Below are 26,785 nucleotides of genomic sequence, written 5' to 3' on the forward strand. Positions count from 1 at the left end.
GGCCGCAGCACCATGGCTGGACTCGCCGAATCCGGGTCGAACCCCGACGTCGACCTGCTGTACGACATCAATGGCCTGGCCAAGGACGCGCCACCGTGGTTCGACCGGGTCATGGAATTCGTGGGCGAATACGGCTTGTTGCTCGCCATCGTCCTGCTCGTGCTGTGGAGCTGGTGGTCCGTGCGGCGCCGGGGGGACGAGGACGCGGCGTCCTCGGTCGCGGCGCTGGTATGGGCGCCGCTCGCGGCGGGCATCGCCGTGCTGGTCAACGTGCCGATACGGGGGTTCGTGGAGCGGCCCCGGCCGTTCCTGGACCACCAGGGGCTCGAGGTGCTCGTCAGCGGCAAGACCGACTACTCGTTCGTGAGCGACCACGCGACGATCGTCATGGCGATGGCGGTCGGGCTGTTCGTGGCCAACCGGAAGTTCGGGCTGATCGCGCTGGTTCTGGCGGTGTTCGGCGGGTTCATCCGGGTGTACATGGGTGTGCACTATCCGACGGATGTCGTGGGTGGGTTCGCGCTGGGTACGGCTGTGGCGTTGCTGCTGTCGCCGGTGGCCATGGCGCTGTTGACGCCGATTGTCCGGGCGGTGGAGCGGTCGCCTCGGGTGGGGTGGGTCGTTCGGGCGAGAGGGCGGCGTGGCGGAGAGGGAGACGCGGTGATTCCCGGGGCTCGGAGTGAGCGGGCGTCCGGGGTGTCTGAGAGGGACCTTGCCGCGTAGTGCCGGCCTCTGTTGGTGCTGGGGGCGGGTGGGTGCGCAGCTCGGCGTGACGAGGTGCCGCTGCGCCCACCCGTGCCGCCCCAGCGGCACGACTGCCCGCAGCGGCGGCAGTCTCTACAGCGCCTGGGGGTAACTGAAGAAGCGGTTCGGGTCGTACTGGTGCTTCAGTTTGGTCAGGCGGGTGGCCGCGTCGCCGTAGTACGCCTTGCGCCAGTTGGTCAGGGTGGGGTCCGTGTAGTTCTGGTAGGCCGCGCCGGAGGCGTACGGGCGCATGGACCTGTGGGTCGAGGCCAGCCAGTCGCGGGCCGTGGAGCCCGTCGTGCCCGGGCGCCAGGCGGCGATGTACTGGGCCAGCATGCGGGAACGGCGGTGCACGAACGCCGTGGAGGTCGGGGCGACGCGGTTGACCGCTCCGCCCAGGGCGGTGAGGGCGATGCTGCCCGTGCCGCCGCGTACCGACTTGATCTGCGACAGCAGGGTGCGGATTCCGGCCGCGGAGAGGGAGCGGTCGTAGAAGTCCGACGCCGCGGCGTACGTCTCGCGGCCCAGGGCGCCCTTCGGGGAACGGCCCGGGGTCGAGCCGGGCAGGTGGCACTGGGCGTCCGTCGGGAACGATGAGCAGCCGGCGTACACCTCCATCGACTCCTCGTACGAGCGGCGCTTGAGGGAGACGCTGCGCGCCGGGGCTCCCACGCGGTCGGCGAGGCGGTCGACCGCGTTCTGGAGTTCGCCGTAGGTGCCGAGGGAGAAGGCCGCGACGGAGACGGTCGGGGTGGTGCCGGGGGCGCTCGCGAGGTGGAGGGACGACCAGATCTCGTCGGGCTGTGCCGGTCCCCACTCCTGCCAGGCCTTCAGCACCGCGGCCGCCTTCGACCAGGGCCAGGACAGGTACGCCGAGACGCCCTGGGGGGCCGGGTGGGTCTTGAAGCGCAGTTCCGTCACGACGCCGAAGTTGCCGTTGCCGGCGCCTCGCAGGGCCCAGAAGAGGTCCTTGTTCTCGCGGGAGTCGGCGGTGAGCTGCTTGCCGTCCGCGGTGATCAGGGTGGCCTGGGTGAGGCTGTCGCAGGTCAGGCCGTAGGCGCGGGAGACCACGCCGTGTCCGCCGCCGAGGGTGAGGCCGGAGACGCCGACGGTGGGGCAGGAACCGGCGGGGATCGTGACGCCCTTGGCGGCGAGGGCGCGGTAGACGTCGATGAGTTTGGCGCCGGCACTGATCACCGCGGTGCCGCCGCCGGCCCGGACGCGGTTGAGTTTCGAGACGTCGATGATCAGGCGGCCGTCGCCGGAGGACCAGCCGGCGTAGGAGTGGCCGCCGTTGCGGATGGCCACGCGCAGGGCCTGGGCGCGGGCGTAGGCCAGGGCCGTGCGGATGTCGTCCGGGTGGGACACGTAGGCGACCGCGGCGGGCTTGAGGCTGTCGAAGCGGGTGTTGTAGAGCCGGCGGGCTGTCGGCCAGGCGGTGTCGCCCGGGCGGACGAGGGGGCCGTCGAGGTCGCGGGCCAGGGCGGACCAGTTGGCGGCGGTGACCTTCGTGTGCGAGGCCGTGGTGGCTGTTCTGGTGGTGGGTGAGGCCCCGGAGCGGGTGTCCCCCTGTGTGCAGGCGGTGGTGAAGGGGGTCGCGGCCGCGGCGATGCCTGCCGTGCCGACGGTGAGGAATGTGCGCCGTTCCATGGGGCCTCCCGGTGGTTCCGTCCTGGGAGACGGGGTGGTGGGGGCAAGGGTTCCATGGGGCGGGCGGTCGGACGAGGGGTGCGGGGTGACGAACCGGCGGTCAGCCCGCCTGGTGTTTCTCCGCGTCCGAGCGGGCCTGGCTTCTCGCTCTTCTCGCCGGGCCGCGCCAGCCGCAGGTGCATATGGCCATGCAGAAGCGGCCCTTCTCCGATGTCGTCGTGCGGTGTTCCAGCCCGTCGTGCTGCGCCACGCCGACAACGTTACCCAGCGCGGGTAAAGGGTTCGTCTCCCGGCTCTCGCGGGCTCGCGTGACGGGCGCAGATACCGGTCGTTAACCGAACAACAAGGGGGCCCGTGACGGACGTACCGGCTGGGGGTAGGCAGGCGATGACTGGGCGGCAGCGGCAACGGCGGCGCGGGCGGACGGGGGCGGCGGTCGTCGCGGCCCTGGTCATGGCCGGGGTGGGGCTGGGCGCCGGAGGGTGCGCCGGAGGTGACGCGGTCGCCGGGGACTCCGGTGGTGGGAATGCCGTCGCCGTGCTGCACCGGGCGGCCGACCGGCTGGTGGAGGCGGGGAGTTCGAAGGCCCGTACGTCGATGGAGATGGCCACCGGCGGGACCCGGGTGACGATCCGCGGCGCGGGCGTCTACGACTACCGCAAGCGGATGGGGAAACTGCGGGTGCTGCTGCCGCAGGACCCCGCGGGTGCCACCGAGCACCGGCCCATCACCGAACTGCTCACACCCGGGGCGCTCTTCATGAAGAACCGGGGTGCCGGAGTGCCGCCGGACAAGTGGGTACGGGTGGAGACGCGGTCCCTGTCGGACGGGAACCTGGTCACCGGCGGGGCCACTGATCCGTTCGCGGCGGCCGAGGTGCTGCGCGGGACCCGGTCGGCGAGGTTCGTGGGAAGGACCGAGGTGGCGGGTACCGGGGTGCGGCACTACCGGGGGACGGCCGACCTCGGTGACGCGGCGAAGAAGGCATCCGACGGCAACAAGACCTCCCTGAACGCGGCGGCGAGAGGGTTCGCCACGGCCGAAGTGCCGTTCGACGCCTACCTCGACGACGAGGGACGGGTCCGTAAGGTACGGCACCGGTTCAGTTTCGTGGGCGGGCAGCAGAAGAGCCCGGTCGCCGTCTCATCGACCACGCTGCTCTACGATTTCGGGGCTCCGGCGCGCGTACGGTTGCCGCACGACGACGACATCTACGCGGGCAAGATCGCCGAGGAGTGACCGGCGTGAACTAGCCCGTCCGTGCCATGCGCGGTGTGTTGGCCGCTCCCTACTCTAGGAAGCCGGTAACCGCAGAGATGAGGTGATGCACGTGGCTCCGGTCGGCGGTACGGCAGTTCAGGACCACGTGGCCCTCGCCGAGATCGAGCTGTGCGGAGAGCTGATCATCGCGGCCTCGGCCGCCCAGGAGCGGCTCAGTCTGGAAAGCATCGACGAGGTGCTGAGAGTGGCCGAGGAACGGGACACCCCCAGGCGCTGAACGACACGGCCGGTTCACGTCCGCAGCATGCGGGCGATGGCCTGGGTCGCCTCCTTGACCTTCGCGTCGATCTCGTCACCGCCCTTGACGGCCGCATCGGCGACGCAGTGCCGCAGGTGCTCCTCGAGCAGTTGCAGGGCGAAGGACTGCAGGGCCTTGGTGGAGGCGGAGACCTGCGTGAGTATGTCGATGCAGTAGACGTCCTCGTCGACCATGCGCTGCAGGCCGCGGATCTGGCCCTCGATACGGCGCAGGCGTTTGAGGTGCTCGTCCTTCTGCTTGTGGTACCCGTGTACGCCGTGGTCGTGGTCGGTCATGATGTCCTTACCGGCCGTGGCCTCGGGGGCGTTGGTGACACCCCCGGCATTTCCGGCGTTCGTTACGTCGGTCACGTCCGTCATCGCGTCCTCCTGGTGGGCAGTGAGCCGACAGATACCCCTGGCGGGTATATGGTACCGAACTTTGCTGGGTATACGCCTCTTGGCCGGAGCCCCGCGTAACGGCCTGATCCAGTCCCTGGACCGCCCCCGTGCTCATCACCTTGATTGATGGGTGACACTGGTGGGCGGCCCGATAGCCGTGGCCGGATGATGCGCCTAGCATCAGCCTGACCGAAACCGAAGCACCCCGAGGACCCCACGTGCGCTTTCGTCTGACCCCCAGGGAGACGAGCTTCTACGACATGTTCGCCGCCTCCGCGGACAACATCGTCACCGGCTCGAAACTCCTGATGGAACTGCTCGGGGCGGACGCCTCCGCCCGAGCCGAGATCGCAGAGCGTATGCGGGCAGCGGAACACGCAGGTGACGACGCCACGCACGCGATCTTCCACCAGCTGAACTCCTCGTTCATCACGCCGTTCGACCGCGAGGACATCTACTCCCTCGCCTCGTCCCTCGACGACATCATGGACTTCATGGAGGAGGCCGTCGACCTGGTCGTCCTCTACAACGTCGAGGAACTGCCGAAGGGCGTCGACCAGCAGATCGAGGTGCTGGCACGCGCGGCCGAACTGACGGCCGAGGCGATGCCGCACCTGCGGACGCTGGAGAACCTCACCGAGTACTGGATCGAGGTCAACCGCCTGGAGAACCAGGCCGACCAGATCCACCGCAAGCTGCTCGCACACCTCTTCAACGGCAAGTACGACGCCATGGAGGTCCTCAAGCTCAAGCAGATCGTGGATGTGCTGGAGGAGGCGGCGGACGCGTTCGAGCACGTGGCGAACACGGTGGAGACCATCGCCGTCAAGGAGTCCTGAGCCCTACATGGACACCTTTGCTCTGGTCGTGACCATCGGGGTCGCGCTCTTCTTCACGTACACCAACGGCTTCCACGACTCGGCGAACGCGATCGCCACGTCCGTATCGACACGGGCACTGACGCCCAAGGCCGCGCTGGCGATGGCGGCGGTGATGAACCTCGCCGGCGCGTTCATGGGCTCCGGCGTCGCCAAGACCGTCAGCGAGGGTCTGATCCAGACGCCCGTGGGGTCGAAGGGGATGGGGATCCTCTTCGCCGCGCTGGTGGGGGCGATCGTCTGGAACCTCATCACCTGGTACTTCGGGCTGCCCTCGTCCTCCTCGCACGCGCTGTTCGGCGGCATGGTCGGGGCGGCGCTGGCCGGCGGGACGACGGTCTACTGGAGCGGGGTGCTGGAGAAGATCGTCATCCCCATGTTCGTGTCGCCCTTCGTCGGTCTGCTCGCCGGTTATCTCGTGATGACCGCGATCATGTGGATCTTCCGGAAGGCCAACCCCCACAAGGCCAAGCGGGGGTTCCGCATAGCCCAGACCGTGTCCGCGGCCGGAATGGCGCTGGGGCACGGTCTGCAGGACGCGCAGAAGACCATGGGCATCGTGGTGATGGCCCTGGTCATCGCGGATGTCGAGGACTACGGCGATCCGATTCCGGTGTGGGTGAAGATCGCCTGTGCGGTGATGCTGTCGCTGGGGACGTACGCCGGTGGATGGCGGATCATGCGGACGCTGGGGCGGAAGATCATCGAACTCGATCCGCCACAGGGCTTCGCCGCCGAGACCACGGGGGCGACGATCATGTTCACCACGGCGTTCATCTTCAAGGCGCCGATCTCGACGACACACGTCATCACGTCGGCGATCATGGGCGTGGGGGCCACCAAGCGTGTGAACGCCGTGCGGTGGGGGGTCGCCAAGAACATCATTCTGGGGTGGTTCATCACGATGCCCGCCGCGGCGACGGTGGCCGCGGTGTCGTTCTGGATCGTGAATCTGGCGTTCCTCTAGGAAACCGGAAAGCCGGAAAGCCGGAAAGCCGAGTACACGAAAAGGCCCGCCCCTGGGAGTAGGGGCGGGCCCTTTTTCGGCCTCGCGGTGGCACCGCCATGCAGCACCGCGAGGAGTCTCGGCGGTCGGATCAGCCGAAGCGGCCGGAGATGTAGTCCTCCGTGGCCGGGACCGACGGGTTGGAGAAGATGCGCTCCGTGTCGTCGATCTCTATGAGCTTGCCGGGCTGTCCCACCGCCGAGAGGTTGAAGAACGCCGTGCGGTCGGAGACGCGGGCCGCCTGCTGCATGTTGTGCGTCACGATGACGATCGTGAAGCGTTCCTTCAGCTCACCGATCAGGTCCTCGATCGCCAGGGTGGAGATGGGGTCGAGGGCGGAGCAGGGCTCGTCCATGAGCAGGACGTTCGGCTCCACCGCGATCGCCCGCGCGATGCACAGACGCTGCTGCTGACCACCGGAGAGGCCGGAACCCGGCTTGTTCAGACGGTCCTTCACCTCGTTCCAGAGGTTCGCGCCCTTGAGCGACCGCTCGACGATGTCGGACAGCTCGCTCTTCTTGTAGTCGCCGTTCAGGCGGAGGCCCGCCGCCACGTTGTCGAAGATCGACATGGTGGGGAACGGGTTCGGCCGCTGGAACACCATGCCGACCTCACGGCGCACCGACACCGGGTCGATGCCCGTGCCGTAGAGGTCCTCGTCGTCCAGGAGCACCTTGCCCTCGACCCGGCCGCCGGCCGTGACCTCGTGCATACGGTTCAGCGTGCGCAGGAACGTCGACTTGCCGCAGCCGGACGGGCCGATGAACGCCGTCACCGAGCGCGGCTCGACGGTCATCGAGATGTCCTCGATCGCCTTGTGGGAGCCGTAGTAGGCGGTGAGTCCGCTTACGTCGATTCGCTTGGCCATTACTACTTCACTTCCAAAAGTCTGGGGGTCGCTGTGGGGCCCCGTGCGGCGGTGGCCGCGAACTGACGCTTCAGCGACCGGTCTTCGGGGCCTTCCAGCGGGCGATCCCGCGAGCCACCAGGTTCAGGAGCATCACGAAGGCGATCAGGGTGAGCGACGCCGCCCAGGCGCGGTCGTACGCCGCACCGGAACCCGCGCTGTTCGCCCACTGCTGGTAGATGTACAGCGGCAGCGAGGCCTGCGCACCCTCGAAGGGGTTGGGGTTGATCAGCGGGTTGCCCCACACCAGCAGCAGGACCGGGGCGGTCTCACCGGTGATGCGGGCGATCGACAGCATGATGCCCGTGGTGATACCGCCGATGGACGTCGGCAGGACCACCTTCAGGATGGTGCGCCACTTCGGGACGCCGAGTGCCAGGGAGGCCTCGCGCAGCTCGTTCGGGACGAGCTTGAGCATCTCCTCCGTGGAGCGGACGACGACCGGCATCATCAGGATGGCCAGGGCCAGGGAGCCGGCGAAGCCGAAGGGCTGCATGTCGAACATCAGCATGAGGCTGAGGATGAACAGACCCGCGACGATCGACGGGATGCCGGTCATGACGTCGACGAAGAACGTGATGGCCTTGGAGAGGTTGCCGCGGCCGTACTCCACCAGGTAGATCGCGGTGAGCACGCCGATCGGCGCGGCGATCACCGTGGCGAGGCCGACCTGCTCGAGGGTGCCGAGGATGGCGTGGTAGATACCGCCGCCGGGCTCGGTGTCGGCGACGACGCCCATCGAGTGCGTCAGGAAGTAGACGTCGAGGACCTTCACACCGCGCGCGACGGTCGACCACACCAGTGAGGCCAGCGGGACGACGGCGAGCAGGAAGGCGACCCAGACGAAGGAGGTCGCGACGCGGTCCTTGGCCTGTCGCTTGCCCTCGACGCCGGTGGCGATGGCATAGGTGCCGACGACGTAGAGGATCGCGGCGATCAGGCCCCACTGGACGCGGCTGTGCAGGCCGGCGGCGAGGCCGATGCCGATCGCGACGGCGATCGAGCCGGCGGCGATGGCGTACGGGGACCACTTGGGCAGGCGGGCGCCGCGCAGGGTGCTGGGGCCCTTGGGGGTGACGGTTGCGGTGCTCATGCGTTGGCCCCCGAGTACTCCTTGCGGCGGGCGATGATCGCGCGGGCCGCGCCGTTGACCAGCAGGGTGATGACGAACAGGACCAGGCCGGAGGCGATCAGCGCGTCCTGGCCGAACACACTGGCCTCACCGAACTTGCTGGCGATGTTCTGCGCGAACGTGCCGCCGCCCGGGTCGAGCAGGCTGGCCTGGATGTCGAAGGTCGGGGAGAGCACCGTGGCGACGGCCATGGTCTCGCCGAGTGCGCGGCCGAGGCCGAGCATCGAGGCGGAGATGACGCCGGAGCGGCCGAAGGGCAGGACCGCCATGCGGATCACTTCCCAGCGGGTGGCGCCGAGGGCCAGGGCCGCCTCCTCGTGCATCTGCGGAACCTGCCGGAAGACCTCGCGGCTCACGTTGGTGATGATCGGCAGGATCATGATCGCGAGCAGGATGCCGACGGTCAGCATCGAGCGGGCGGGGCCGCCCTCCCAGGAGAAGACGCCGGTCCAGCCGAGGTAGTCGTTCAGCCAGCCGAAGAGACCGTTCATGTGCGGCACGAGGATCAGGGCGCCCCAGAGGCCGTACACGATGGACGGCACGGCGGCGAGCAGGTCGATCACGTAGGCGATCGGGCCCCTCAGCCGACGCGGGGCGTAGTGCGTCAGGAACAGTGCGATGGCGACGGCGATCGGGACCGCGATGACCATGGCGATGATCGAGGAGACCACCGTGCCGAAGGCCAGGACCGCGATGCCGAAGACCGGCGGGACGGCGTTGGTGTCCCACTGGAAGGTGGTCAGGAAGTTGCCCTCGTCCTTGCTGATGGCGAGGGAGGCGCGGTAGGTGAGGAAGACCGCGATCGCGGCCATGATCACCAGAAGCAGGATGCCGGAGCCGCGGGAGAGACCGAGGAAGATCCGGTCTCCGGGCCGGGTGGCGCCGCGGGCGGCGGCCTTGTCGACGGGCTTGGCCGGCTGTGGGGTGGGGGGAGGTGCGTCGGTTATCTGTGTGGATGTGTCCATCAGGTTCTCCGGTCTGCGGAGCCGTACGCGGTCTGCGGCGGCTCTGCGGAGCCGTACGCGGGGTACGGCCACTGGCGGCGGTGCACCGGACGGTGCGGCCCGGCCCCTGGGAGGAGACCGGGCCGCACTCGGGTCAGCTCAGGCCCTCGATGGTGGTGCGGACCTGGGAGATGATGTCGGCGGGGATCGGCGCGTAGTCGTTCTCGGCGAGGACCTTCTGGCCGTCCTCGGAGGCGATGTAGCGCAGGAACGCCTTGGTGGCGGGCAGCGTCTCGGCCTTGTTGCCCTTGTCGCAGACGATCTCGTAGGTGACGAGGACCATCGGGTAGGCGCCCTCGGCCTTGGTGCCGTAGTTCAGCTCCAGGGCGAGGTCCTTGCCCGTGCCGACGACCTTGGCCTCGGAGATGGCCTTCGTGGCGTTCTCGATGGTGGCCTTGACCGGCTGGGCGGCACCCGTGTCGAGGTCGACGGTCTTCATGCCGTCCTTGGCGTACGACAGCTCGAAGTAGCTGATGGCGCCGTTGGTCTGCTTCACCTGCTGGGCGAGACCGGAGGAGCCCGAGGCGGACTGGCCGCCCTTGGCCTGCCAGGTCTTGCCGCCGTCGTAGGGCCAGTCCTTCTTGGCGGTGGCCATCAGGTACTTGGTGAAGTTGTCGGTGGTGCCGGAGTCGTCCGAGCGGTGGAACGCCTGGATCTTGAGGTTCGGAAGCTTCGCGTCGGGGTTCAGCTTCTTGATCGCGGGGTCGTTCCAGTTGGTGATCTCGTTGTTGAAGATCTTCGCCAGGGTGGAGGCGTCCAGGACCAGGTTGTCCACGCCGTTGAGGTTGTAGCCGACCGCGATCGGACCGCCGACCATCGGCAGGTCGATGCCCTGGCCGCCGGAGCAGACCTTCTTCGACGCCGCGACCTCGTCGGGCTTCAGCGCGGAGTCGGAGCCGGCGAAGGCGACCCGGCCCTGGGTGAACGCGGTGACGCCGGCGCCGGAACCGCCGCCCTTGTAGTTGATCTGCACGCCCTGGCAGGCGACGGCGAACTGCTTCACCCAGGCGTCGATCGCGTTCTTCTGCGCGGACGAGCCGTCGGCCAGCAGCTGGCCCTTGGCGTCGTCGCACTTGATGTCGCCGGCGGCGGCGGCGTTGGACGCGCCGCCGCCGGGGCCGCCGGTGTCGTCGGAGCCGCACGCCGTGAGGGCCAGGGCGCCGGAGACGGCGAGAGCACCGAGAGCGAGGGCCCGCCGGTTCTTGCGCTGAAGCTTCACTTGAGTTCCTTCCAGGAGCCGCCGTCCTGAATTCGGCGGCGTGCGAAGTCTGGCTGTCGCGGACGCGGACCCGCACAACAGGCGCGGCTCGCGTCGGTAAGGCCGAAATTAGGCAGATCAGGTGAAGCCGCCGATGGGCGCAAATGAACGCGGGGTGAACCCCTGCCGACGGTGTGGTTAGGTCACGGAATGCTCACGGGGAGAGCACGTGAGGATTCCGCTTTGCGCGCGGGCCGCGCCGCGGGGCGGCGGACGGCGTTATTCCGGTCTACCGGCGGGCTGTGGCCGGTTCAGTACGGCGAGCAGTGCGTCGATCAAGGGGCGGTCGTGCGGCTGGGTGAGGCGGGCGCGAGCGGCGACAGGAGTCAGCCACAGCACCCGGTCCACCTCGTCGGTGGGGGAGAACGCGCAGGTGGTCGCCTCCGCGGCCCAGTAGCGGACCTGCTTGGGGCGGCCGTTCGCCGTGTAACGCAGGGTGTGCAGCTCGGGTCCCGGCACGGCCTGGCAGCCCGTCTCCTCCGCCACCTCGCGCAGGGCACCGGCGAGCGCTTCCTCGTCGCGCTTCAGCTTGCCCTTCGGCCAGGACCAGTCGTCGTATTTCGGCCGGTGGACGAGGCAGAGCTCCAGCTCGCCGGTGACGGGGGAGCGGCGCCACAGGATGCAGCCGGCCGCCTGGACGGTGGTGTCGTCGGGTTGGCCCGGGCTCGGGCTCATCGGGTACTCACCGTTTCCTTCTCCCAGCACTGCTGGAACGCGAAGCGCGCCGCCTCCACCTCGTGCCGCTGGTCGGCGTGGAGCACGCCGAGGGCGTACGCCGTGGCCGGGGCGATACGCGGGGTACGGGCCGCCTGGGCCGCGGCCGCGGCTGCCTCCGAGGCGTCGCGGTGCTGGTTGAGGGCCTGGCCGGCGGCGAGCAGACGCAGGTCGGCGGGGGCGTCGGGCTGGTTCAGGACGACCTCGCGGGCGTAGCGGTGCAGGCGCAGCAGAAGGCGGACCTGGTGCCACGGGGCGTCCTGCGGGTGCGGGACCGTGTCCGGGGACAGGCCGTGGATGAGGGCCGCGGCGTTGTAGGGGTGGCCGGCGGTGATCAGGGGCAGGGCGGCCACGGCGTCGGTGAGGCGGTCGTGGGCGGCCAGGGCGAGGGGGCGGAGGTCGGTGGTGGCGGCGTCCTTGGTGAGGGGGACCTCGCTGGCCAGGACGGCGACCTTGTCGGCGATGGCGTGGAAGCGGCTGGAGCCCATGGCTTGCAGGGCGGTGGAGTGGGCGCGGGTGCGGGCGAGGGTGAGCTGGCGGTCGAGCAGGGCGCCGGCTTTTGCCGCTCCTACTGTGAGGTTGCTGCGTTCCTGAGTGCCGGCCGGGGGGTTTCGCAGCCCGGCGTCGCGGGGTGCCGCCGCGCCCACCCGTGCCGCCCCAGCGGCACGACTGCCCGCGGCTTGCTCGGCACGACTGCCCGCAGCGGGGGTGGTCGGGCTGCTGGCGGCTTGGCCGGGGAGAGACGTCGAGCCCGACAGGCGGTGGAGTGCCGTCAGGAGGCGTTCCAGGCGGGACGTGTACGCGTGTTCCATGGCGAGGGTTCCTGAGACCCAGGCCAGTTCGGGGCGCATGCCCTCGGACCAGTCCGTGTCGAGGAGGGCCTGGAACGTGTGCAGGCTGGAGCTGATGCGGCGGGCCGAGCGGCGCAGGGCCCGGGCCGCTTCGGCGGACCCCTCCGAGCCGTTCGCGCCCGAGCCGTTCTCCCGGTGCAGACGCAGCGCTCGGAGGAACTCCGTGGCCTGGGCCCGCAGGTAGCCCGCGAGGGCGTCCCCGGTGGCGGCGGGACAGGCCATGGGGTCCGTCGGGTCAAGGTGTCGCTGTGCCACGCCGGCGCCTCCGGGCGTCTATGAGCATCTCCTGGACGTTGCGCAGGGGCTGGCCGTCCGCGTCGGTCGCATGCCGGGTCCAGTCGCCGTCCGGGCCGAGGTGCCAGGAGGCGGTGGAGTCGGACATGCCGGTCTCCAGCAGCCTGTTCAGGGCCGCTCGGTGGGCCGGGTCGGTGACCCGGACCAGGGCTTCTATCCGGCGGTCGAGGTTGCGGTGCATCATGTCGGCGCTGCCGATCCACACCTCGGGCTCGCCGCCGTTGCCGAAGCCGAAGATCCGGGAGTGCTCCAGGAAGCGGCCGAGGATGGAGCGCACCCGGATGTTCTCCGACAGGCCCGCCACGCCCGGGCGCAGCGCGCAGATGCCGCGCACCCACACGTCCACCGGCACACCCGCCTGGGCGGCGCGGTAGCAGGCGTCGATGACGGCCTCGTCGACCATCGAGTTGACCTTGATACGGACGTGCGCTGGCCGTCCGGCGCGGTGGTGCTGGATCTCCTTCATGATCCGCGAGACCAGACCGTCGCGCAGCGACTTGGGGGCGACCAGCAGCCGGCGGTAGGTCTCCCGGCGGGAGTAGCCGGAGAGGCGGTTGAAGAGGTCCGAGAGGTCCGCGCCGACCTGCGGGTCGGCCGTGAGCAGGCCGAGGTCCTCGTAGAGGCGGGCCGTCTTCGGGTGGTAGTTGCCGGTGCCGACGTGGCTGTAGCGGCGGAGCGTCTCGCCCTCCTGGCGGACCACGAGCGACAGCTTGCAGTGGGTCTTCAGCCCGACCAGGCCGTAGACCACGTGGCAGCCGGACTCCTCCAGCTTGCGGGCCCACTTGATGTTGGCGTGCTCGTCGAAGCGGGCTTTGATCTCGACCAGGACCAGGACCTGTTTGCCGGACTCGGCGGCCTCGATGAGCGCGTCGACTATCGGGGAGTCGCCGGAGGTGCGGTACAGGGTCTGCTTGATGGCGAGGACGTCCGGGTCGCCGGCCGCCTGCTCCAGGAAGGCCTGGACGGAGGTGGAGAACGAGTCGTACGGGTGGTGCAGCAGCACGTCCCGCTCGCGGAGCGCGGCGAAGATGTCCGGCGGTGACGCCGACTCGACCTCGGCGAGGTCACGGTGGGTGCCGGCGACGAACTTGCGGTACTTCAGCTCCGGCCGGTCCAGGGAGGCGATCCGGAACAGGCCCGTGAGGTCGAGCGGGCCGGGCAGCGGGTACACCTCGGCCTCGCTGATCTTCAGCTCGCGCACGAGGAGGTCCAGGACCTCGCGGTCGATGGACTCCTCCACCTCAAGGCGCACCGGCGGGCCGAAGCGGCGCCGCATGAGCTCCTTCTCGAGGGCCTGGAGCAGGTTCTCGGTGTCGTCCTCCTCGACCTCCAGGTCCTCGTTGCGGGTGAGGCGGAAGGCGTGGTGCTCGAGGACCTCCATGCCTGGGAAGAGTTCCTCCAGGTGGGCGGCGATGACGTCCTCGATGGGGACGTAGCGGCCCGGGGAGCTCTCCAGGAACCTCGACAGCAGCGGCGGCACCTTGACGCGGGCGAAGTGCTTGTGGCCCGTGACCGGGTTCCGTACGACGACGGCCAGGTTCAGCGACAGGCCGGAGATGTACGGGAAGGGGTGCGCCGGGTCGACCGCCAGCGGGGTCAGGACGGGGAAGATCTGGTGCCGGAACAGGGTGAACAGGCGGGCCTGCTCCTTCTCCTGCAGTTCGTTCCAGCGGACCAGGTGGATGCCCTCCTCCGCGAGTGCGGGGGCGACGTCCTCGTGGTAGCACGCGGCGTGCCGGGCCATCAGCTCCCGCGAGCGGGCCCAGATCATCTCCAGCACCTCACGGGGCTGGAGGCCGGAGGCGGAGCGGGTGGCCACGCCGGTGGCGATGCGGCGCTTCAGACCGGCCACCCGGACCATGAAGAACTCGTCCAGGTTGCTGGCGAAGATCGCCAGGAAGTTGGCCCGCTCCAGCAGCGGCGTGTTCGGGTCCTCGGCGAGCTCGAGCACGCGCTCGTTGAACGCGAGCCAGCTGCGCTCCCGGTCGAGGAAACGTCCCTGTGGCAGGGTGGCGCCGTCGGCCTGCGACTCCTCGTACGCGTCGAGGTCGGCGTCGATGTCGGGTTCCAGGTCGGAGACGGCTGCCGCGACCGTGTGCGGGCGATGCGCCGCGATGGAGCCCACGGAGGGCTGCGCGTGCTGGACCTGTGCCTGGGTGTTCGGCTGGCTCATGGCCCCATTCTTCCGCGCCGCGAGCATCACGGGCGCGTCGGAAAGCGCGGGCGGGAGTGGGGGCGCCACAGGAGTGTTCCCGTTCCTCCCGTGCCCCTCTCGGGGCGGCGAAGGCTCTGGCACGGCGGGATGCATTGGCCGAGCGTCGCAAGCTCGTCTGAATCGGTGGTTACGGAGACATGACGTGTGGGCTAGCGGGGGGCGGCTCGCGGGGGTCCGCGGAGTGCGGGGCGGTTACCCACAGGCTGTGGACGACCTTCCCCGGGCCGGGAGTTGCGGTCCGCGCGTCCATCCCCCCGTGGAAGGACGCGCGGACCGGGGTCAGGGCCCGGGCCGGTTCAGGGCAGGCGGGGGCCTGGAGGCGGACCGGTCCGTGGCAGGCGGCGCGTCAGGAGGCCGAAGGCGATGGCGTCGCGGCGGCCGCCAGAGCCAGGAGGAGGCGGCCCGGGCGGGGAGAGGGCCGGTTCAGGGGCGTGGTCGCCGAGGCCAGGGCGCTCATACGGCGGCTCCCGTCCGGCGGCGCAGCAGCCAGAAGGCGGCCATGACGGCCAGGGCGGCCACGGCCAGTGCGATGCCGGTCTCCATGAGCTGGAGGGGCCAGAAGTGGGAGGACGGGTGGTAGACGGTGTAATAGCCGGTGATGCGGGACTCGGCGGGACAGGTCAGTTCACCCAGGCATTCCGGAACGGGCACGCGGGCTCCGGTGGCGGTGAGGGCGCCCTCCTCGACGACCAGTCCGGGGGAGCTGGGAGGGCCCTCGGCCGATCTCACCGTCGCTGTCGTGGGCCACAGGCGCGGCCGCAGCTCGTCAAGCACCCACAAGAGGGGCACGACGGCCAGTACCGCCGCGCCGAGAGCGGGCAGGGCCCGGCGCAGCAGCAGGCCCGCGAGGGCGCCGAGGGCCAGGGCGGCGAGGACGTGGGCGGTGGCGACCGGTCCGTTGATCTCGAAGACGCGGTCGTCGTACCACTCGTACCAGCCCATGAGGCGGTTCAGCGGGCTCTTCGGCGATGACCACAGCATGCGGTGCAGCAGGGTGATCGCGAGCGTGCCCGCCACGAGGAGCAGGGCCGGTACCGCGAGCTTGGCGGCCAGCCAGCGGGCCGGGCTGACCGACTGGGTCCAGGCCAGCTCGGCCGTGCCGTTCTCCATTTCACGCCCTGTCAGGGCCCCTCCGGCCCAGGCGGCGGTGAGTACCGGCAGGAGGGTGACGAGCCCGGAGGCGACCGCCACGGCCAGCTGGTGACGGGCGGCGGCGGTGCCCGAGAAGTGGCAGTCCGGGCCCGGACCCGGCCGGTCGCAGCCCTGTGCCCGGTACTCGGCCAGGGCGGCGTCGGCGCCCGGGCCGGCCGCCCAGAGCAGCGCCACGACACCCACGGCCGTCAGCATCAACAGGAACAGGAACGCTGAGCGGTGCACGCGGAGCAACGCCGGTACCAGGCCGTGCGGTGCCCGTGACTCCTTGGCGGCGGCGGGTGCTTCGGGGGTCACGGCGGTCATACGGCGGCCTCCTGCGTGTCGAGCACGAGCGGTGGGGCCTCGGGCGAGCGCAGATGGCCGAGGACGAGTTCCTCCAGGGAGGGGCGGTCGGTCTGCCGTCCGTCGCCGAGTGGGCCCGCGGGCCGGACCAGTGCGGTCAGCTGGCGGCCGGTGGTGCGGGACTCGACCACCGTGTGCGGGTCCAGGGTGTCGTCGGCCCGGCCCGTGACCAGGGTGTGCGCGGCGAGCAGATCGTCCAGCGGTCCGGCGAGCCGGACCCGCCCGCCGCCGAGCAGCAGCAGGTGGTCGCAGGAGCCCTCCAGCTCCGCGACCACGTGCGAGGACATGACAACCGTGGTGCCGTGGTCGGCGGCGTCGGCCATCAGGGTCGCCATCAGCTGGTGCCGGGCGAGGGGGTCCAGGTCGGCCATCGGCTCGTCCAGGAGCAGTAGCTCGGGGCGCTTGCCGAGGGCCAGGGCGAGCGCGACGCGGGTCCGCTGGCCGCCGGAGAGCGAGCGGATCTTCGCGTTCGGGTCGAGGCCGCCCTCCGCGATGATCCGCTCGGGGACCCGGGCGTCCCAGCGGCGGGGATTGAGGTCGCGGCCCAGGCGCAGGGTGCCGGCGACGGTGAGGTGAGGGTGGAGCGGCTTGTTCTGGGCGACGTGGGCGAGGCGCTCGCGGGCCGCGGCCGGAGTGCGGCCGAGCACGGTGATCGAGCCGTCGGTGGGCCGGAGCAGCCCGGCCGCGAGGGCGAGCAGGGTGGACTTGCCGGCGCCGTTCGGGCCGGTGAGGGCGCACACGCGGCCCGCGGGGAGCCGGAAGGAGCAGCTTTCCAGGGCCCGCCTGCGGCGCCGCCCGAAACTTCTGCCCAGTGCCGCCGCCTCAATGGCGGTGTCGGTCATGCGTCCCCCTTGGATTCTGCGAAGTGTGCGTCGAGTACGGAAGTGAAGAGGGCGTCCACGTCGTCGCGCTCCAGCCCGGCCGCGCTGGCCCGGGCCGCCCATGCCTCCAGCTCCGCGCGGAGCGGCGAGTCGGCGGGGGCGGTGCCCAGGGACTTGCGGACGAACGTGCCGAGCCCGCGCCGGGCCTCGACCAGGCCCTCGCGCTCCAGCTCCCGGTAGGCCTTGAGGACGGTGTTCGGGTTGATGGCGGTGGCCTCGACGACCTCGCGGGCCGTGGGCAGCTTGTCCCCCGGTTCGAGGAGGCCCAGGCGCAGGGCCTGCTTGGTCTGCTGGACGATCTGGACGTAGGTGGCCACGCCGCTGCGCCGGTCGATGCGGTACTCGACCACTGCCGCACCACCCTTTCACTAATTGAGTAGTGAAAGGGTGGTGTGGAGGGGCCGCAAAGTCAAGCGTGTTTTCGTGAACCGTTCGAACCGGGCGGTCCGATGAGGAGACGTGAGCGAAACGAGAAGCGACGGGGAGCTGCTGCGGGCCATAGCCGCGGACGCCGACCGGCGCGCCTTCGAGGAGCTGTACCGGCGGTACGCGCCGTGGCTCCGTGCCCGGCTGCGGGGCCGGTGCGCCGACCTGGGCGTCATCGACGACGTCGTGCAGGAGACGTTCCTCGCGGTGTGGCGGGGCAAGGCCCGCTACCGGGAGGACGGCGATGTCGCCGGATGGCTGTGGCGCATCGGGTCGCGGCGGCTGGTGGACGCGCTACGCGGTGACGGGGCGCGCGGACGGCTGCGGCAGGCACTGGCGCGGCTGCGGCACCGGGACGAGGCGTCGGCGGAGGAACGCGTGCTCGCGGGGGTGGAGCACGGGGACCTCGCCGGCGCCCTGGTCCGGCTGTCGCCGGAGTTGCGGGCGGTGCTGCAGGCGACCGTGATCGACGGGCTGACGACCCGGGAGGCGGCCGTGCTGCTCGGCATTCCGCCGGGGACGGTCAAGACGCGGGCGATGCGGGCCCGGAAGCAGTTGCGGGAGGCGTTGGCATGAGTTGGCACGTGCCTGAAGAGGATCTGCACGCCTATGCGCGGGGGGAGTTGGCCGCGCCCGCGCTGTGGTCGGCCGACGCCCATCTGACGTCGTGTGCCCGGTGCCGCGGCGTGCTCGCCGAGGTCAGTGACCCCGTCGTGCTCGACACGGGATGGGAGCGGCTCGACGCCGAGCTCGACGCGCCCCGGACCGGACTGCTGGAGTCGCTGCTGGTGCGGCTCGGGGTGGCCGGGCACACCGCGCGGCTGCTGGCTGCGGCGCCCGTGCTGCGGCGGTCCTGGCTGGCAGCCGTCGTCGCCGTACTGCTGCTGAGCGTCGGGGCGGCGCACACCGTGCGGGACGGGGAGTTCCCGACGCTGTTCCTCGCTCTCGCCCCCCTGCTGCCACTGGCCGGGGTGGCGTTGTCGTACGGGCCCGCGCTGGATCCGACGTACGAGATGGCCGTCGTGGCGCCGATGCACGGGTTCCGGCTGCTGATGATCCGGACGGCGGCCGTGCTGGGCGTGGCGCTCGGGCTGAACGGGCTGGCGACGCTGGCCCTGCCCGACTACGGGCTACGGGCCCTGGCCTGGCTGCTGCCCGCACTCGCGCTCACCGCGGCCGGCCTGGCGCTGACGCCCCGGCTGGGACCGGTGCTCGCACCGTCACTGACCGCCGGCGCGTGGGTCGGGCTGCTCGTGGTGGCCGACGCCCTGCGGGCCGGGGCCGAGGCGCCGCTCGCGCCGTTCACCGCCGCAGGGCAGGGCGTGGCGGCGGTGATCGCCGCGCTCGCCGCCGGCCTGCTCTTCCTCCTCCGTGACCGCTTCGACCTCTTCCAGGGACGTGCCGTATGACCGCGACCGTGTCCGCCTCCGGGCTCAGCCTCCACTACGGCGGCACCCGTGCCCTCGACGACGTGTCGCTGCGGCTGACCGGCGGCGTCACCGGGCTGCTCGGGCCCAACGGCGCCGGCAAGACCACGCTGCTGCGGGTGCTCGCCACGGCCCTGCCCGCCGACCGGGGCGCCTTCACCGTGCTCGGGCACGACCCGGGCACCACGCGGGGCAGGCAGGAGGTACGCCGTCGGCTCGGCTACCTGCCGCAGACGCCGGGGTTCCATCCGGACTTCACGGCCTTCGAGTTCGTCGACTACGTGGCGATCCTCAAGGAGATGAGCGACCGGGCCGCCCGGCACCGGGAGGTGCGGCGGGTGCTCGACGAGGTGGGGCTGGCCGACGTACGGGGGAAGCGGATCCGCAAGCTGTCCGGCGGGATGCGGCAACGCGTCGCCCTGGGAGCCGCCCTCGTCGGCGACCCCGGCTTCCTGGTGCTCGACGAGCCCACCGTCGGCCTGGACCCCGAACAGCGCATGCGCTTCCGCGAGTTGATCGCCGGAGCCGGAGAGGGGCGCACGGTACTGCTCTCCACCCACCAGACCGAGGACGTGGCGATGCTCTGCCACCGCGTGCTGGTCATGGCCGGCGGCCGGGTCCGCTTCGAGGGAACCCCGGCCGAGCTGACGGCCCGCGCGGCCGGAAGGGTGTGGAGCAGCGCGGAACGCGACCCGGGCGCCAGGGCAGGATGGCGCACGGGAACGGGGGCCTTCCGCAACGTGGGCGATCCGCCGGACGGGGCCGACCTGCTCGAACCCACCCTGGAGGACGGCTATCTGCTCACCCTCGACGGTGCGGAGGTGGCCGCATGACCGCCGTGGTGGAGAAGCCGGTGCGGCCCTCTGTCAGGGCCGAACCGGACGGGTCCTGGGCCGCCGTGTTCACCCTGGCCCTGTTCGAGACGCGCCGGCTGCTGACGAGGCTGCCGGTGATCATCGCCTTCCTCGGGTACATCAGCTGGACCCTGTGGCGAGGCGGCAAGGCCTGGGGCGACTTCCCGGCGCTCCAGGACGCCGACCGCGACACCCAGGCCGCCCCGATGCTCGTCGGCCTCGCGGTCCTGGTCTGCGTCAACCAAGCGGCGCTGCGCTCGCGCCGGTACGGGACGGAGCACCACTTCGCGGTGCTGGTGCTCCAGCCGTGGCGGCGCACGGTCGCCCACGCCCTGTCGGTGCTGGCCGTGGCCCTGCTCGTCGCCGGGTGCGTGGCCGCGCAGTTCGGCCGGGAGGCGCTCAGGCCCGGCGCGATCGGACAGGGGGCGGTCGGCGAACTGCTCGTGGGGCCGCTGACCGTGCTGCTGTTCGGCCTGTTCGGGCTGTTCTTCGCCGGGCTGGTGAGGTCGGCTCTCGCCGCGCCGCTGCTGGTCGTGCTCTTCCTCTTCCTGTTCCTCTTCTTCTCGGGCATGAGCGACGACGGGAGCCGCTGGCTGCTGCCGGTGGTCGAAGAGGCGACCCGCAACACCCTGCCGTCCGACCTGATGGGCCGGCCCGCCGCCTGGCACGCGCTGTATCTGACCGGGCTGGCGCTGTGCGTGGGCCTGGGGGCGGTGTTGCTCGACGGGGGACGCAAGCCGGTGGTCGTGGCGTGTGCCGCCGGGGCGCTGGTCATGACCCTGGTGGGCGGGGTGGCCCAGACGGAAGGCGACTCGCCCGAACTGGTCCGGGCCCGGGAATGGGCCACGGTGAACCCGGAGCAGGTGCAGTCCTGCGTCCGCCGGGACGGATCGACGTACTGCGCCTTCCCCGAGTGGGGGCCGCGGGTCGACGACTGGGCCGGGGTGGTGGGCCGCGTCCGGTCCCTGGCCGGAGGTGGCGCGCACGAGCAGGACATCGTCGTACGCCAGCGGGTCGAGGCCCGCTACGGCCTCAGCGGTGACAGTGCGCTGATGCCTCTGGAGCGTCCGCACGAGGTGACCGTGGGCACCCGGTGGGGCGGGAACCGCGTCCCCGAGTTCTCGGCCGCCGTGGCCGGTGTGCTGGTGGCGGGGAGCGAGAAGGCGTCCACGTCGGTGTGCGACGGCCGCATGGTCACCGTCATGTGGCTGACCGTGGGCTGGGAGTCCGACCCGTTGGCGGCTCTGCGCCGCGTCCGCCTCGACGACAGCGTGACCGGCTCGGGCCTCGTGCTCCAGCCGACGGACGGGCTGTACATGACGGACGCCCAGACGGAGGTGCTGCGCGAACTGCTGGAGCGCCCCCGGGGCGAGGTCACCGCGCGCGTCAAGGCCCACTGGGCCGAGCTGACCGCGCCGAAGGTGACGACGGCCCGGGTGGCCGAAGTGCTCGGCGTCAAGGCACCTGAGGGGGACGACAAGTGCCTCGACTGAGAAGCGAGTTGGCGGTAGCCGTCGGCCGGACCCTGCCGTGGGGCGTGGTCGGGGCGGCCGGTGCGGCGGGGCTGCTGATCGCCGCGCTGTCCCGGACGACCGGCGAGGCGGGGGAGTGGCTCGCCCTGCCCCTGCTGCGCGCGGCGATCCTGGCCTTCGCGATGGGCCTGGTGTTCCTCCTGGACGACCCGGCCCGGCACACCACGTCTACGGTGCCGACCCCGCGCCCGGTCCGCACCGTACTGCGGGTGGCCCTCGTCGTCCCGGCCGTGGCGGCCTGGTGGACGGTCGCGCTGCTGCTCGTACCGCCGGACATCCGGCCGCCGGCCGCCGACCTGACCCTGGAAGCGGGGGCGGCCTTCGTGCTGGCGGTGGCCGGTGCGGCGGCGGTGGTGCGCTTCAGCGAGGCGACCCGGCCCGGGCCACGGGTGGCCGCGGGTCTGCTGACCTCCTCTCTACTGGCCCTGCTGTTCTGGCCCGGGAGGTGGGCGCTGTTCGTGCCGGTGGAGGACGAGCGGTGGGCGGCGGCGCACGACCGGTGGGCGGTGGTGCTGGTGGTGGCCGTGGTCGTGGGAGTGCTGGGTGCGGTGGAGCCGTTGCGGCGGCGGGGGTGGCGACGGGCCTCGGACAACCACCGGTTGGATCACTAGGGTGTCGTCGTGGACCTCAAATCGGTGAAGGCGTTCGTGGCGATCGCCGAGGCCGGGCAGTTCCAGAAGGCCGCCGTCGATCTCTCGCTCACCCAGCAGGCCGTGTCCAAGCGGATCGCCGCGCTGGAAAAGGACCTTGGAGTCCGGCTGCTGGTCCGCACGCCGCGCGGAGCGGAACTCACCATCGACGGGCAGGCGCTCCTGCCTCACGCCCGGGCCCTGCTCCAGGCGGAGGAGCGGGCGGTGGCGGCCGTACGCCCCGGGGACCGTGCGCTGCGCGTGGACGTCGTGGGACGCAGGGCCGCCACGGCCGGCCTGGTACGGGACTTCCACCGCGCGCATCCGGAGATCGCGCTGGACGTCATCGCGCTGTTCGGTGCGGATACGGCCGTGACGGCTGTGCGGGACGGGGCGGTCGACGCCACGTTCCGGGCGTTGACCATGCCCGGGCACCGGTTGCCGGACGGCGTCTCATCCGTCTCCGTGCTGGACGAACCACTCCGGCTGTGCGTCGGGCCCGGCCACGAGTTCGCCCGCGCCCCCTGGATCACTCCGGCGCAGCTCGCCGGACAGCGGATCTGGATGCCGGGCAACACGCCGGGGACGGAATGGTCCGCCTACTACGACGACCTTGCCGCGACCTTCGGCCCGACCATCGACACCATCGGCCCCAACTTCGGCGTCGAGGCCCTCCTCGACACCATCGCGGACTCCCCGACCCTCGCGACCTTCCTGAGCGAACGCACCCCCCTCGTCTGGCCGGCCGACCACGACCTCCGCCTCGTCCCCGTACGTCCCGACCCCGGTCTACCCGCACTCACTGCTCTGGCGAACGGACAACCCCCATCCCGGCCTGGCAGCACTGCGCGACCACCTGGTGGCCACGCGGCCACGGTTGACGGAGGGGGAGGTGTGGAAGCCGAGTTGGGCGAGGTGAGGTGAGGTGAGGCAGGCCGTGGAAGCACGACACTGGCAAAGGAGCGGGCGGCCCCGACAGTTACTTCGTGACGAGCGTGAGGAACGACGCCCACGGGCCCGACCGGAACACGAGCACGGGGCCGTGCTGCAGCTTGCTGTCGCGGACGGGGACCACGCCGGGGCAGTTGTCGGCGACCTCGACGCAGTTTGTCTGCCCCCCATCGCTGTAGGTCGACTTGCGCCAGACGGTTGTACTGAGGTTGAGGATGGGCTTCATGCCTCATCCTTGACGCTGGCCAGGAACGACGCCCAAGGGCTCGCGCCGAACACGAGTATCGGGCTGTCGGACAGCTTGCTGTCGCGGACAGGGACCAGGCCGGGGCAGTTGTCGGCGACCTCGAGGCAGTTGTTGGCTCCCCCGTCGCTGTAGCTCGACTTGCGCCAGACGGTGGTACTGAGGTCGAGGGTGGGCTTCATGGTCCGTGTTCCTCCAGTACGTCCCTGATGAACGTCAGTGAGTCCGACGGGGACAGCGCCAGATCCCTCAAGCGATCGTAGGACAAACGGTGGTGCAGGACTTCCTCTGGATCGTCCATCAGCAGGCCAAAGCTGTGGCCTTCCGTGTAGGCCACGGCGCTCCCGTCCTGTTGCCACAGCAGGGTCAGAGATCCCTTGCCCATGAGGTGGTGGACTCCTGACGAGAAGGGGAGAACTTGGACGGCGACGTTCGGCCACTGTGCGACAGCCTCGATGCGCAGCAACTGGCCCTTCCATGTATCGGCGCTGGCGGAGGGGCGGCGCAGCGCTGACTCATCGATGACGAAACGAGCATTGGGTGCCGGGTTCTTGCCCAGCAGGATCTGCCGCCCCATGCGCGCGGCCACCTGCTCCTCGACTTCCTCGCCACTGCCAGCCGTTGCCTGAGGGCCAGACAACACCTCTTTGGCGAACTCCTCCGTCTGCAACAGCCCTGGCACATCCGGTGTGTACACATGCAGAAGCCGCGCTGTCGCCTCCAGTCCCATGTACCTCTTGTACTTGTCCTTGAAGGCGTCGTACCGAGCGATCCGCCAGTGGCGGACCAGCAGATCACCACACCCGTAGTAGGTGTCCAGATCCTCCATTACCGTCAACTTGGACAGCCGCTCACCTGACTCCAGCCGGCTCAAGTAGCTCTTGTCGTATCCGGTTTCGTCGGCCAGTTGCCCCAGCGTCTTACCCGTGTGCTCCCGCAGGAACTTGAGCGTCCGTCCCAGAACTGCCCGCCCGGACTCCACGTCGCCGTCAGTACCTTGCTCCACGTCACCCCTCCCCGTTGCCAGGAGCGTCAGGCAACACCTGACCCCTTCCGCAGCGTACGCGCATCCAGTGACCATCAAGGCACGAACGGTAATCACCGCTCGTCAACCCCTGCCCGCGTGCCCGAAAGCCCCTTGCCATGCGCCTGCGCCTCCTGCTCGCCGCACTCTGCGAGTCACTCCTCCTCGCCCTCGTACGACTCCTGCTCCCCGCCCAAGGCCGCCACCGAGCCGCTACGGACCGGGGACTGCCGTTGCCACTCCCCGAGCACCCACCCGCAACCGCACCCGCCCCCACCCACCGTCGCCTCCACACCGAGCCCTTCGAGATGGACACCCCGCTGGTGCGGCCGTACCTCCACGCCCTGGAGGTCCACGCATGAGGCTGCTCCCCTGGACCGGCGACGACGGCAAGCCCTGCTATCTCTCCACCGACGACCCCAACAGCCTCCTCTCCCGCCTCGCCGACGACGTGGAGGCCGCCCCGTTGCACTCCGCGGAAGAGGTACTCACCGGTGCCAGGGCCGTTCTCGCCGACCCGAAGGCCGGTGAACGCGCCGTCCGTTTCGCGTTCACCAGGGCGGTCGAGTCGCTGGGGGACGTGCTGCGCATCGCGTGCGGGAGGGCGGCAACCTTTCCGCGCGGGGCGGCGACCAACCCCCGGATCAACCCCCCCACACGGAACGGATTCGCCGCATGAGTGAGCTGCGCAGCAAGCCCCGGCACCGAAGAAGCCGCACGGCTCTGGCGGTCGGGGTCCCCTTGGCCCTGACGGCCGCCGGCACCCTCGCCTACGGCACCACGGACCTCGTCATGCTCGGACAGGCGTCGGCCGCACAGGCCGCCGCTCCCGCCTGGGCCTCCGACACCGCCGACGGGTTCGCCTCCGTCAACTCCCTCGGGCAGAACGGGACGTACGGCGGCCGGGACGGCAAGACCGTCACGGTGAAGACGCTCGCCGACCTGGAGAAGTACGCCACCGCCGCCGAGCCGTACGTCATCGTCGTCGCCGGGACCATCAACATGAACCCGGTCGGCAAAGAGATCAAGGTGCAGTCGGACAAGACCATCGTGGGTCAGGGGACCTCCGGGCACATCGTCGGCGGGGGGTTCTTCCTCGGCCAGGGCGTGCACAACGTGATCATCCGGAACCTGACCATCCGGGACGCGTACCAGGGCGTCTGGAACGACAAGGACCATGACTTCGACGCGATTCAGATGGACGGCGCCCATCACGTCTGGATCGACCACAACGACCTGCGGAACATGGCCGACGGGCTCATCGACGTCCGCAAGGACAGCACGAACGTCACCGTCTCCTGGAACAAGCTGAGCGACAACAACAAGACGTTCGGCATCGGCTGGACCGAGAACGTCAAGACGGACATCACGATCCACCACAACTGGATCCGCGAGACCGAGCAGCGCAACCCGTCGACCGACAACGCCGCCCACGCGCACCTCTACAACAACTTCCTCGAGGACGCCCCGGGCACGGACATCGGCTCGTCGTACGGCAACTACTCGCGCGGCGCGACGAAGATGGTTCTGGAGAACTCCTACTTCCAGGGCATCAAGAACCCCGTCATCAAGGACAGCGGTGCCGCGATCGTGCAGCGCGGCAGCGTCTTCTCCGGCACCAGCGGGCGGAACGAGAGCGGTGGGACCGCCTTCGATCCCAAGGCGCACTACGCGTACACCCTCGACAAGGCAGCCGATCTGCCCGGCATCCTCAGGTCGCAGGCAGGGCCGCGGAGTTCGATCGGTACGACTGCCTCCGTCAAAGCGGCCGCCGCCACCACCCTCACCGTCGCCCAGGACGGAAGCGGCCAGTACCGCACCGTCCAGGCCGCCGTGAACGCCGTGCCGGCGAACAACCCCTCCCGTGTCGTCATCGCCGTGAAGCCGGGGACATACCGGGAGCTCGTCAAGGTGCCGTCCAACAAGCCGCACGTCACCATCCAGGGCACGGGCGGGAGTCGTAAGGACACGACGATCGTCTACAACAACGCGTCCGGTACGCCCAAGCCCGGCGGCGGGACCTACGGCACCGGCGGGAGCGCGACCGTCGCCGTCGAGGCCGATGACTTCCAGGCGCGCAACCTGACCATCTCCAACGACTTCGACGAGAAGGCCAACCAGGGGCTCAACGGGCATCAGGCCGTCGCGCTGCGGACCGCTGCCGACAAGGTGTTCCTGGACGGGATCATCGTCAGCGGCGACCAGGACACGCTGCTGCTCGACACCGCGGCCAAGGACAGGCTGGGCCGGGTCTACGTCAGCGACTCCTACGTCGTCGGGAATGTCGACTTCATCTTCGGGCGGGCCACGGCCGTCGTCGACAGGTCCGTGATCACGTTGAAGAAGCGCTGGGACGGCACCTCGGCCGGGTACGTCACCGCTCCGAGCACGGCCGCGAACCGCAAGGGCATCCTGATCGCCAACTCCACGGTGAACGGCGACGTGTCGAACGGCAGTTTCTACCTCGGCCGGCCCTGGCACGCGGGCGGGGACGCCTCGCTCGACCCGCAGACCACCGTCCGCAACACCAGCCTGAGTGCCGCGATCAAGTCCACGCCGTGGACCGACATGAGCGGCTTCTCCTGGAAGGACGACCGGTTCGCCGAGTACAAGAACTCCGGTGCCGGAGCGGGCGGTGCGAGCGGCAACCGGCCGCATCTGACCGACGCGCAGGCCGCCGACCAGGAAGTATCGGACTGGCTCGCGGGCTGGACGCCCTCGGCGTCCTGACGGTTCACAGCTCCCTT

General features: G+C 70.5%; 29 protein-coding genes and 1 pseudogene. 14 read left to right on the plus strand and 16 right to left on the minus strand.

Annotated features, from left to right (window positions below):
- Positions 1-12: 12 nt before the first annotated feature.
- Positions 13-723 (plus strand): phosphatase PAP2 family protein, encoded by a 711-nt coding sequence (locus IE97_RS0135295; RefSeq protein ID WP_030250455.1) that lies wholly within the window; start codon positions 13-15, stop codon positions 721-723.
- A gap of 114 nt (positions 724-837) precedes the next feature.
- On the opposite strand, the gene IE97_RS0135300 is transcribed toward IE97_RS0135295, so the two are convergent.
- Both IE97_RS0135300 and IE97_RS42640 read right to left on the minus strand, forming a co-directional pair.
- Positions 838-2,394 (minus strand): FAD-dependent oxidoreductase, encoded by a 1,557-nt coding sequence (locus IE97_RS0135300; protein ID WP_030250458.1) that lies wholly within the window; start codon positions 2,392-2,394, stop codon positions 838-840.
- Positions 2,395-2,494: 100 nt separating this feature from the next.
- A complete protein-coding gene (locus tag IE97_RS42640; RefSeq protein ID WP_199809854.1) occupies positions 2,495-2,644 on the minus strand; it encodes a hypothetical protein in 150 nt (49 codons plus the stop codon).
- Between the two features lie 137 nt (positions 2,645-2,781).
- Between IE97_RS42640 and IE97_RS0135305 the strand changes: the two genes are divergently transcribed.
- Both IE97_RS0135305 and IE97_RS42645 read left to right on the plus strand, forming a co-directional pair.
- Complete coding sequence (locus tag IE97_RS0135305) at positions 2,782-3,633, plus strand: hypothetical protein (protein ID WP_030250461.1); 852 nt, start codon at positions 2,782-2,784, stop codon at positions 3,631-3,633.
- Positions 3,634-3,724: 91 nt separating this feature from the next.
- Positions 3,725-3,892, plus strand: coding sequence for a hypothetical protein (locus IE97_RS42645; protein WP_199807042.1), 168 nt, complete (start codon positions 3,725-3,727; stop codon positions 3,890-3,892).
- A gap of 14 nt (positions 3,893-3,906) precedes the next feature.
- Here IE97_RS42645 and IE97_RS0135315 read toward each other — a convergent pair whose 3' ends face one another.
- Positions 3,907-4,293: a metal-sensitive transcriptional regulator gene (locus IE97_RS0135315; RefSeq protein ID WP_030250466.1), complete on the minus strand. Its 387-nt coding sequence runs from the start codon at positions 4,291-4,293 to the stop codon at positions 3,907-3,909.
- Between the two features lie 239 nt (positions 4,294-4,532).
- Here IE97_RS0135315 and IE97_RS0135320 point away from each other — a divergent pair, with 239 nt between their 5' ends.
- Entirely contained in the window at positions 4,533-5,153 is a 621-nt protein-coding gene (locus tag IE97_RS0135320) for a DUF47 domain-containing protein (protein ID WP_030250470.1), read from the plus strand.
- Between the two features lie 7 nt (positions 5,154-5,160).
- A complete protein-coding gene (locus IE97_RS0135325) occupies positions 5,161-6,159 on the plus strand; it encodes an inorganic phosphate transporter (protein WP_030250473.1) in 999 nt (332 codons plus the stop codon).
- Positions 6,160-6,289: 130 nt separating this feature from the next.
- Here IE97_RS0135325 and pstB read toward each other — a convergent pair whose 3' ends face one another.
- The 10 genes from pstB to IE97_RS0135375 all read right to left on the minus strand — a co-directional run bounded on the left by pstB (position 6,290) and on the right by IE97_RS0135375 (position 17,301).
- Positions 6,290-7,066 (minus strand): phosphate ABC transporter ATP-binding protein PstB, encoded by a 777-nt coding sequence (pstB, locus tag IE97_RS0135330; RefSeq protein ID WP_030250476.1) that lies wholly within the window; start codon positions 7,064-7,066, stop codon positions 6,290-6,292.
- 70 nt (positions 7,067-7,136) lie between these two features.
- A complete protein-coding gene (gene pstA, locus IE97_RS0135335; RefSeq protein WP_030250479.1) occupies positions 7,137-8,198 on the minus strand; it encodes a phosphate ABC transporter permease PstA in 1,062 nt (353 codons plus the stop codon).
- Positions 8,195-9,202, minus strand: a complete 1,008-nt coding sequence (gene pstC, locus IE97_RS0135340) for a phosphate ABC transporter permease subunit PstC (RefSeq protein WP_030250483.1) — start codon at positions 9,200-9,202, stop codon at positions 8,195-8,197. Before pstC ends, pstA begins: the two co-directional genes overlap by 4 nt.
- Positions 9,203-9,335: 133 nt before the next feature.
- Positions 9,336-10,460: a phosphate ABC transporter substrate-binding protein PstS gene (pstS, locus tag IE97_RS0135345; RefSeq protein ID WP_030250486.1), complete on the minus strand. Its 1,125-nt coding sequence runs from the start codon at positions 10,458-10,460 to the stop codon at positions 9,336-9,338.
- Between the two features lie 258 nt (positions 10,461-10,718).
- Complete coding sequence (locus IE97_RS0135350) at positions 10,719-11,174, minus strand: NUDIX hydrolase (RefSeq protein ID WP_030250489.1); 456 nt, start codon at positions 11,172-11,174, stop codon at positions 10,719-10,721.
- Positions 11,171-12,319, minus strand: a complete 1,149-nt coding sequence (locus IE97_RS0135355) for a CHAD domain-containing protein (RefSeq protein WP_030250492.1) — start codon at positions 12,317-12,319, stop codon at positions 11,171-11,173. Before IE97_RS0135355 ends, IE97_RS0135350 begins: the two co-directional genes overlap by 4 nt.
- Entirely contained in the window at positions 12,300-14,531 is a 2,232-nt protein-coding gene (locus IE97_RS0135360; RefSeq protein WP_030250496.1) for an RNA degradosome polyphosphate kinase, read from the minus strand. The genes IE97_RS0135355 and IE97_RS0135360 overlap by 20 nt, the downstream gene beginning before the upstream one ends.
- Before the next feature lie 495 nt (positions 14,532-15,026).
- Positions 15,027-16,031: a hypothetical protein gene (locus IE97_RS0135365; protein ID WP_030250501.1), complete on the minus strand. Its 1,005-nt coding sequence runs from the start codon at positions 16,029-16,031 to the stop codon at positions 15,027-15,029.
- Positions 16,028-16,912 (minus strand): ABC transporter ATP-binding protein, encoded by an 885-nt coding sequence (locus IE97_RS0135370; protein ID WP_030250503.1) that lies wholly within the window; start codon positions 16,910-16,912, stop codon positions 16,028-16,030. Before IE97_RS0135370 ends, IE97_RS0135365 begins: the two co-directional genes overlap by 4 nt.
- Positions 16,909-17,301 (minus strand): GntR family transcriptional regulator, encoded by a 393-nt coding sequence (locus tag IE97_RS0135375; protein ID WP_030250505.1) that lies wholly within the window; start codon positions 17,299-17,301, stop codon positions 16,909-16,911. The genes IE97_RS0135370 and IE97_RS0135375 overlap by 4 nt, the downstream gene beginning before the upstream one ends.
- A 109-nt stretch (positions 17,302-17,410) precedes the next feature.
- On the opposite strand from IE97_RS0135375, the gene IE97_RS0135380 reads away from it, so the two are divergent.
- The 6 genes and pseudogenes from IE97_RS0135380 (at position 17,411) to IE97_RS38945 (ending at position 22,738) form a co-directional block, all read left to right on the plus strand.
- Positions 17,411-17,953: an RNA polymerase sigma factor gene (locus IE97_RS0135380; RefSeq protein WP_030250508.1), complete on the plus strand. Its 543-nt coding sequence runs from the start codon at positions 17,411-17,413 to the stop codon at positions 17,951-17,953.
- Positions 17,950-18,786 carry a zf-HC2 domain-containing protein gene (locus IE97_RS0135385; protein ID WP_030250510.1) on the plus strand — a complete coding sequence of 279 codons (837 nt, stop codon included), beginning with the start codon at positions 17,950-17,952 and terminating at the stop codon, positions 18,784-18,786. Before IE97_RS0135380 ends, IE97_RS0135385 begins: the two co-directional genes overlap by 4 nt.
- Complete coding sequence (locus IE97_RS0135390; protein WP_030250512.1) at positions 18,783-19,637, plus strand: ABC transporter ATP-binding protein; 855 nt, start codon at positions 18,783-18,785, stop codon at positions 19,635-19,637. Before IE97_RS0135385 ends, IE97_RS0135390 begins: the two co-directional genes overlap by 4 nt.
- Complete coding sequence (locus IE97_RS0135395) at positions 19,634-21,151, plus strand: hypothetical protein (protein ID WP_030250514.1); 1,518 nt, start codon at positions 19,634-19,636, stop codon at positions 21,149-21,151. The genes IE97_RS0135390 and IE97_RS0135395 overlap by 4 nt, the downstream gene beginning before the upstream one ends.
- Positions 21,139-21,801: a hypothetical protein gene (locus IE97_RS0135400; protein ID WP_037845292.1), complete on the plus strand. Its 663-nt coding sequence runs from the start codon at positions 21,139-21,141 to the stop codon at positions 21,799-21,801. The genes IE97_RS0135395 and IE97_RS0135400 overlap by 13 nt, the downstream gene beginning before the upstream one ends.
- Before the next feature lie 9 nt (positions 21,802-21,810).
- Positions 21,811-22,738, plus strand: a pseudogene (locus tag IE97_RS38945) (LysR family transcriptional regulator).
- 60 nt (positions 22,739-22,798) lie between these two features.
- Here IE97_RS38945 and IE97_RS0135410 read toward each other — a convergent pair.
- Genes IE97_RS0135410 through IE97_RS0135420 form a run of 3 tightly spaced genes read right to left on the minus strand, consistent with a single transcriptional unit; the run spans position 22,799 to position 24,020 of the window.
- Complete coding sequence (locus IE97_RS0135410; protein WP_030250520.1) at positions 22,799-22,996, minus strand: DUF397 domain-containing protein; 198 nt, start codon at positions 22,994-22,996, stop codon at positions 22,799-22,801.
- Positions 22,993-23,196, minus strand: a complete 204-nt coding sequence (locus tag IE97_RS0135415) for a DUF397 domain-containing protein (protein ID WP_030250522.1) — start codon at positions 23,194-23,196, stop codon at positions 22,993-22,995. The genes IE97_RS0135410 and IE97_RS0135415 overlap by 4 nt, the downstream gene beginning before the upstream one ends.
- Positions 23,193-24,020 (minus strand): helix-turn-helix domain-containing protein, encoded by an 828-nt coding sequence (locus tag IE97_RS0135420; protein WP_030250524.1) that lies wholly within the window; start codon positions 24,018-24,020, stop codon positions 23,193-23,195. Before IE97_RS0135420 ends, IE97_RS0135415 begins: the two co-directional genes overlap by 4 nt.
- Before the next feature lie 137 nt (positions 24,021-24,157).
- Between IE97_RS0135420 and IE97_RS42350 the strand changes: the two genes are divergently transcribed.
- From IE97_RS42350 to IE97_RS0135435, 3 genes are read left to right on the plus strand one after another with little or no spacing between them, the layout of a single operon-like run.
- Positions 24,158-24,400, plus strand: a complete 243-nt coding sequence (locus tag IE97_RS42350; protein WP_158708387.1) for a hypothetical protein — start codon at positions 24,158-24,160, stop codon at positions 24,398-24,400.
- Positions 24,397-24,717 carry a hypothetical protein gene (locus IE97_RS0135430; protein ID WP_234331895.1) on the plus strand — a complete coding sequence of 107 codons (321 nt, stop codon included), beginning with the start codon at positions 24,397-24,399 and terminating at the stop codon, positions 24,715-24,717. The genes IE97_RS42350 and IE97_RS0135430 overlap by 4 nt, the downstream gene beginning before the upstream one ends.
- Positions 24,714-26,768 (plus strand): pectinesterase family protein, encoded by a 2,055-nt coding sequence (locus IE97_RS0135435; RefSeq protein WP_030250531.1) that lies wholly within the window; start codon positions 24,714-24,716, stop codon positions 26,766-26,768. The genes IE97_RS0135430 and IE97_RS0135435 overlap by 4 nt, the downstream gene beginning before the upstream one ends.
- Positions 26,769-26,785: the final 17 nt, after the last annotated feature.

Source organism: Streptomyces sp. NRRL S-455 (assembly GCF_000717875.1).
Taxonomy (GTDB): domain Bacteria; phylum Actinomycetota; class Actinomycetes; order Streptomycetales; family Streptomycetaceae; genus Streptomyces.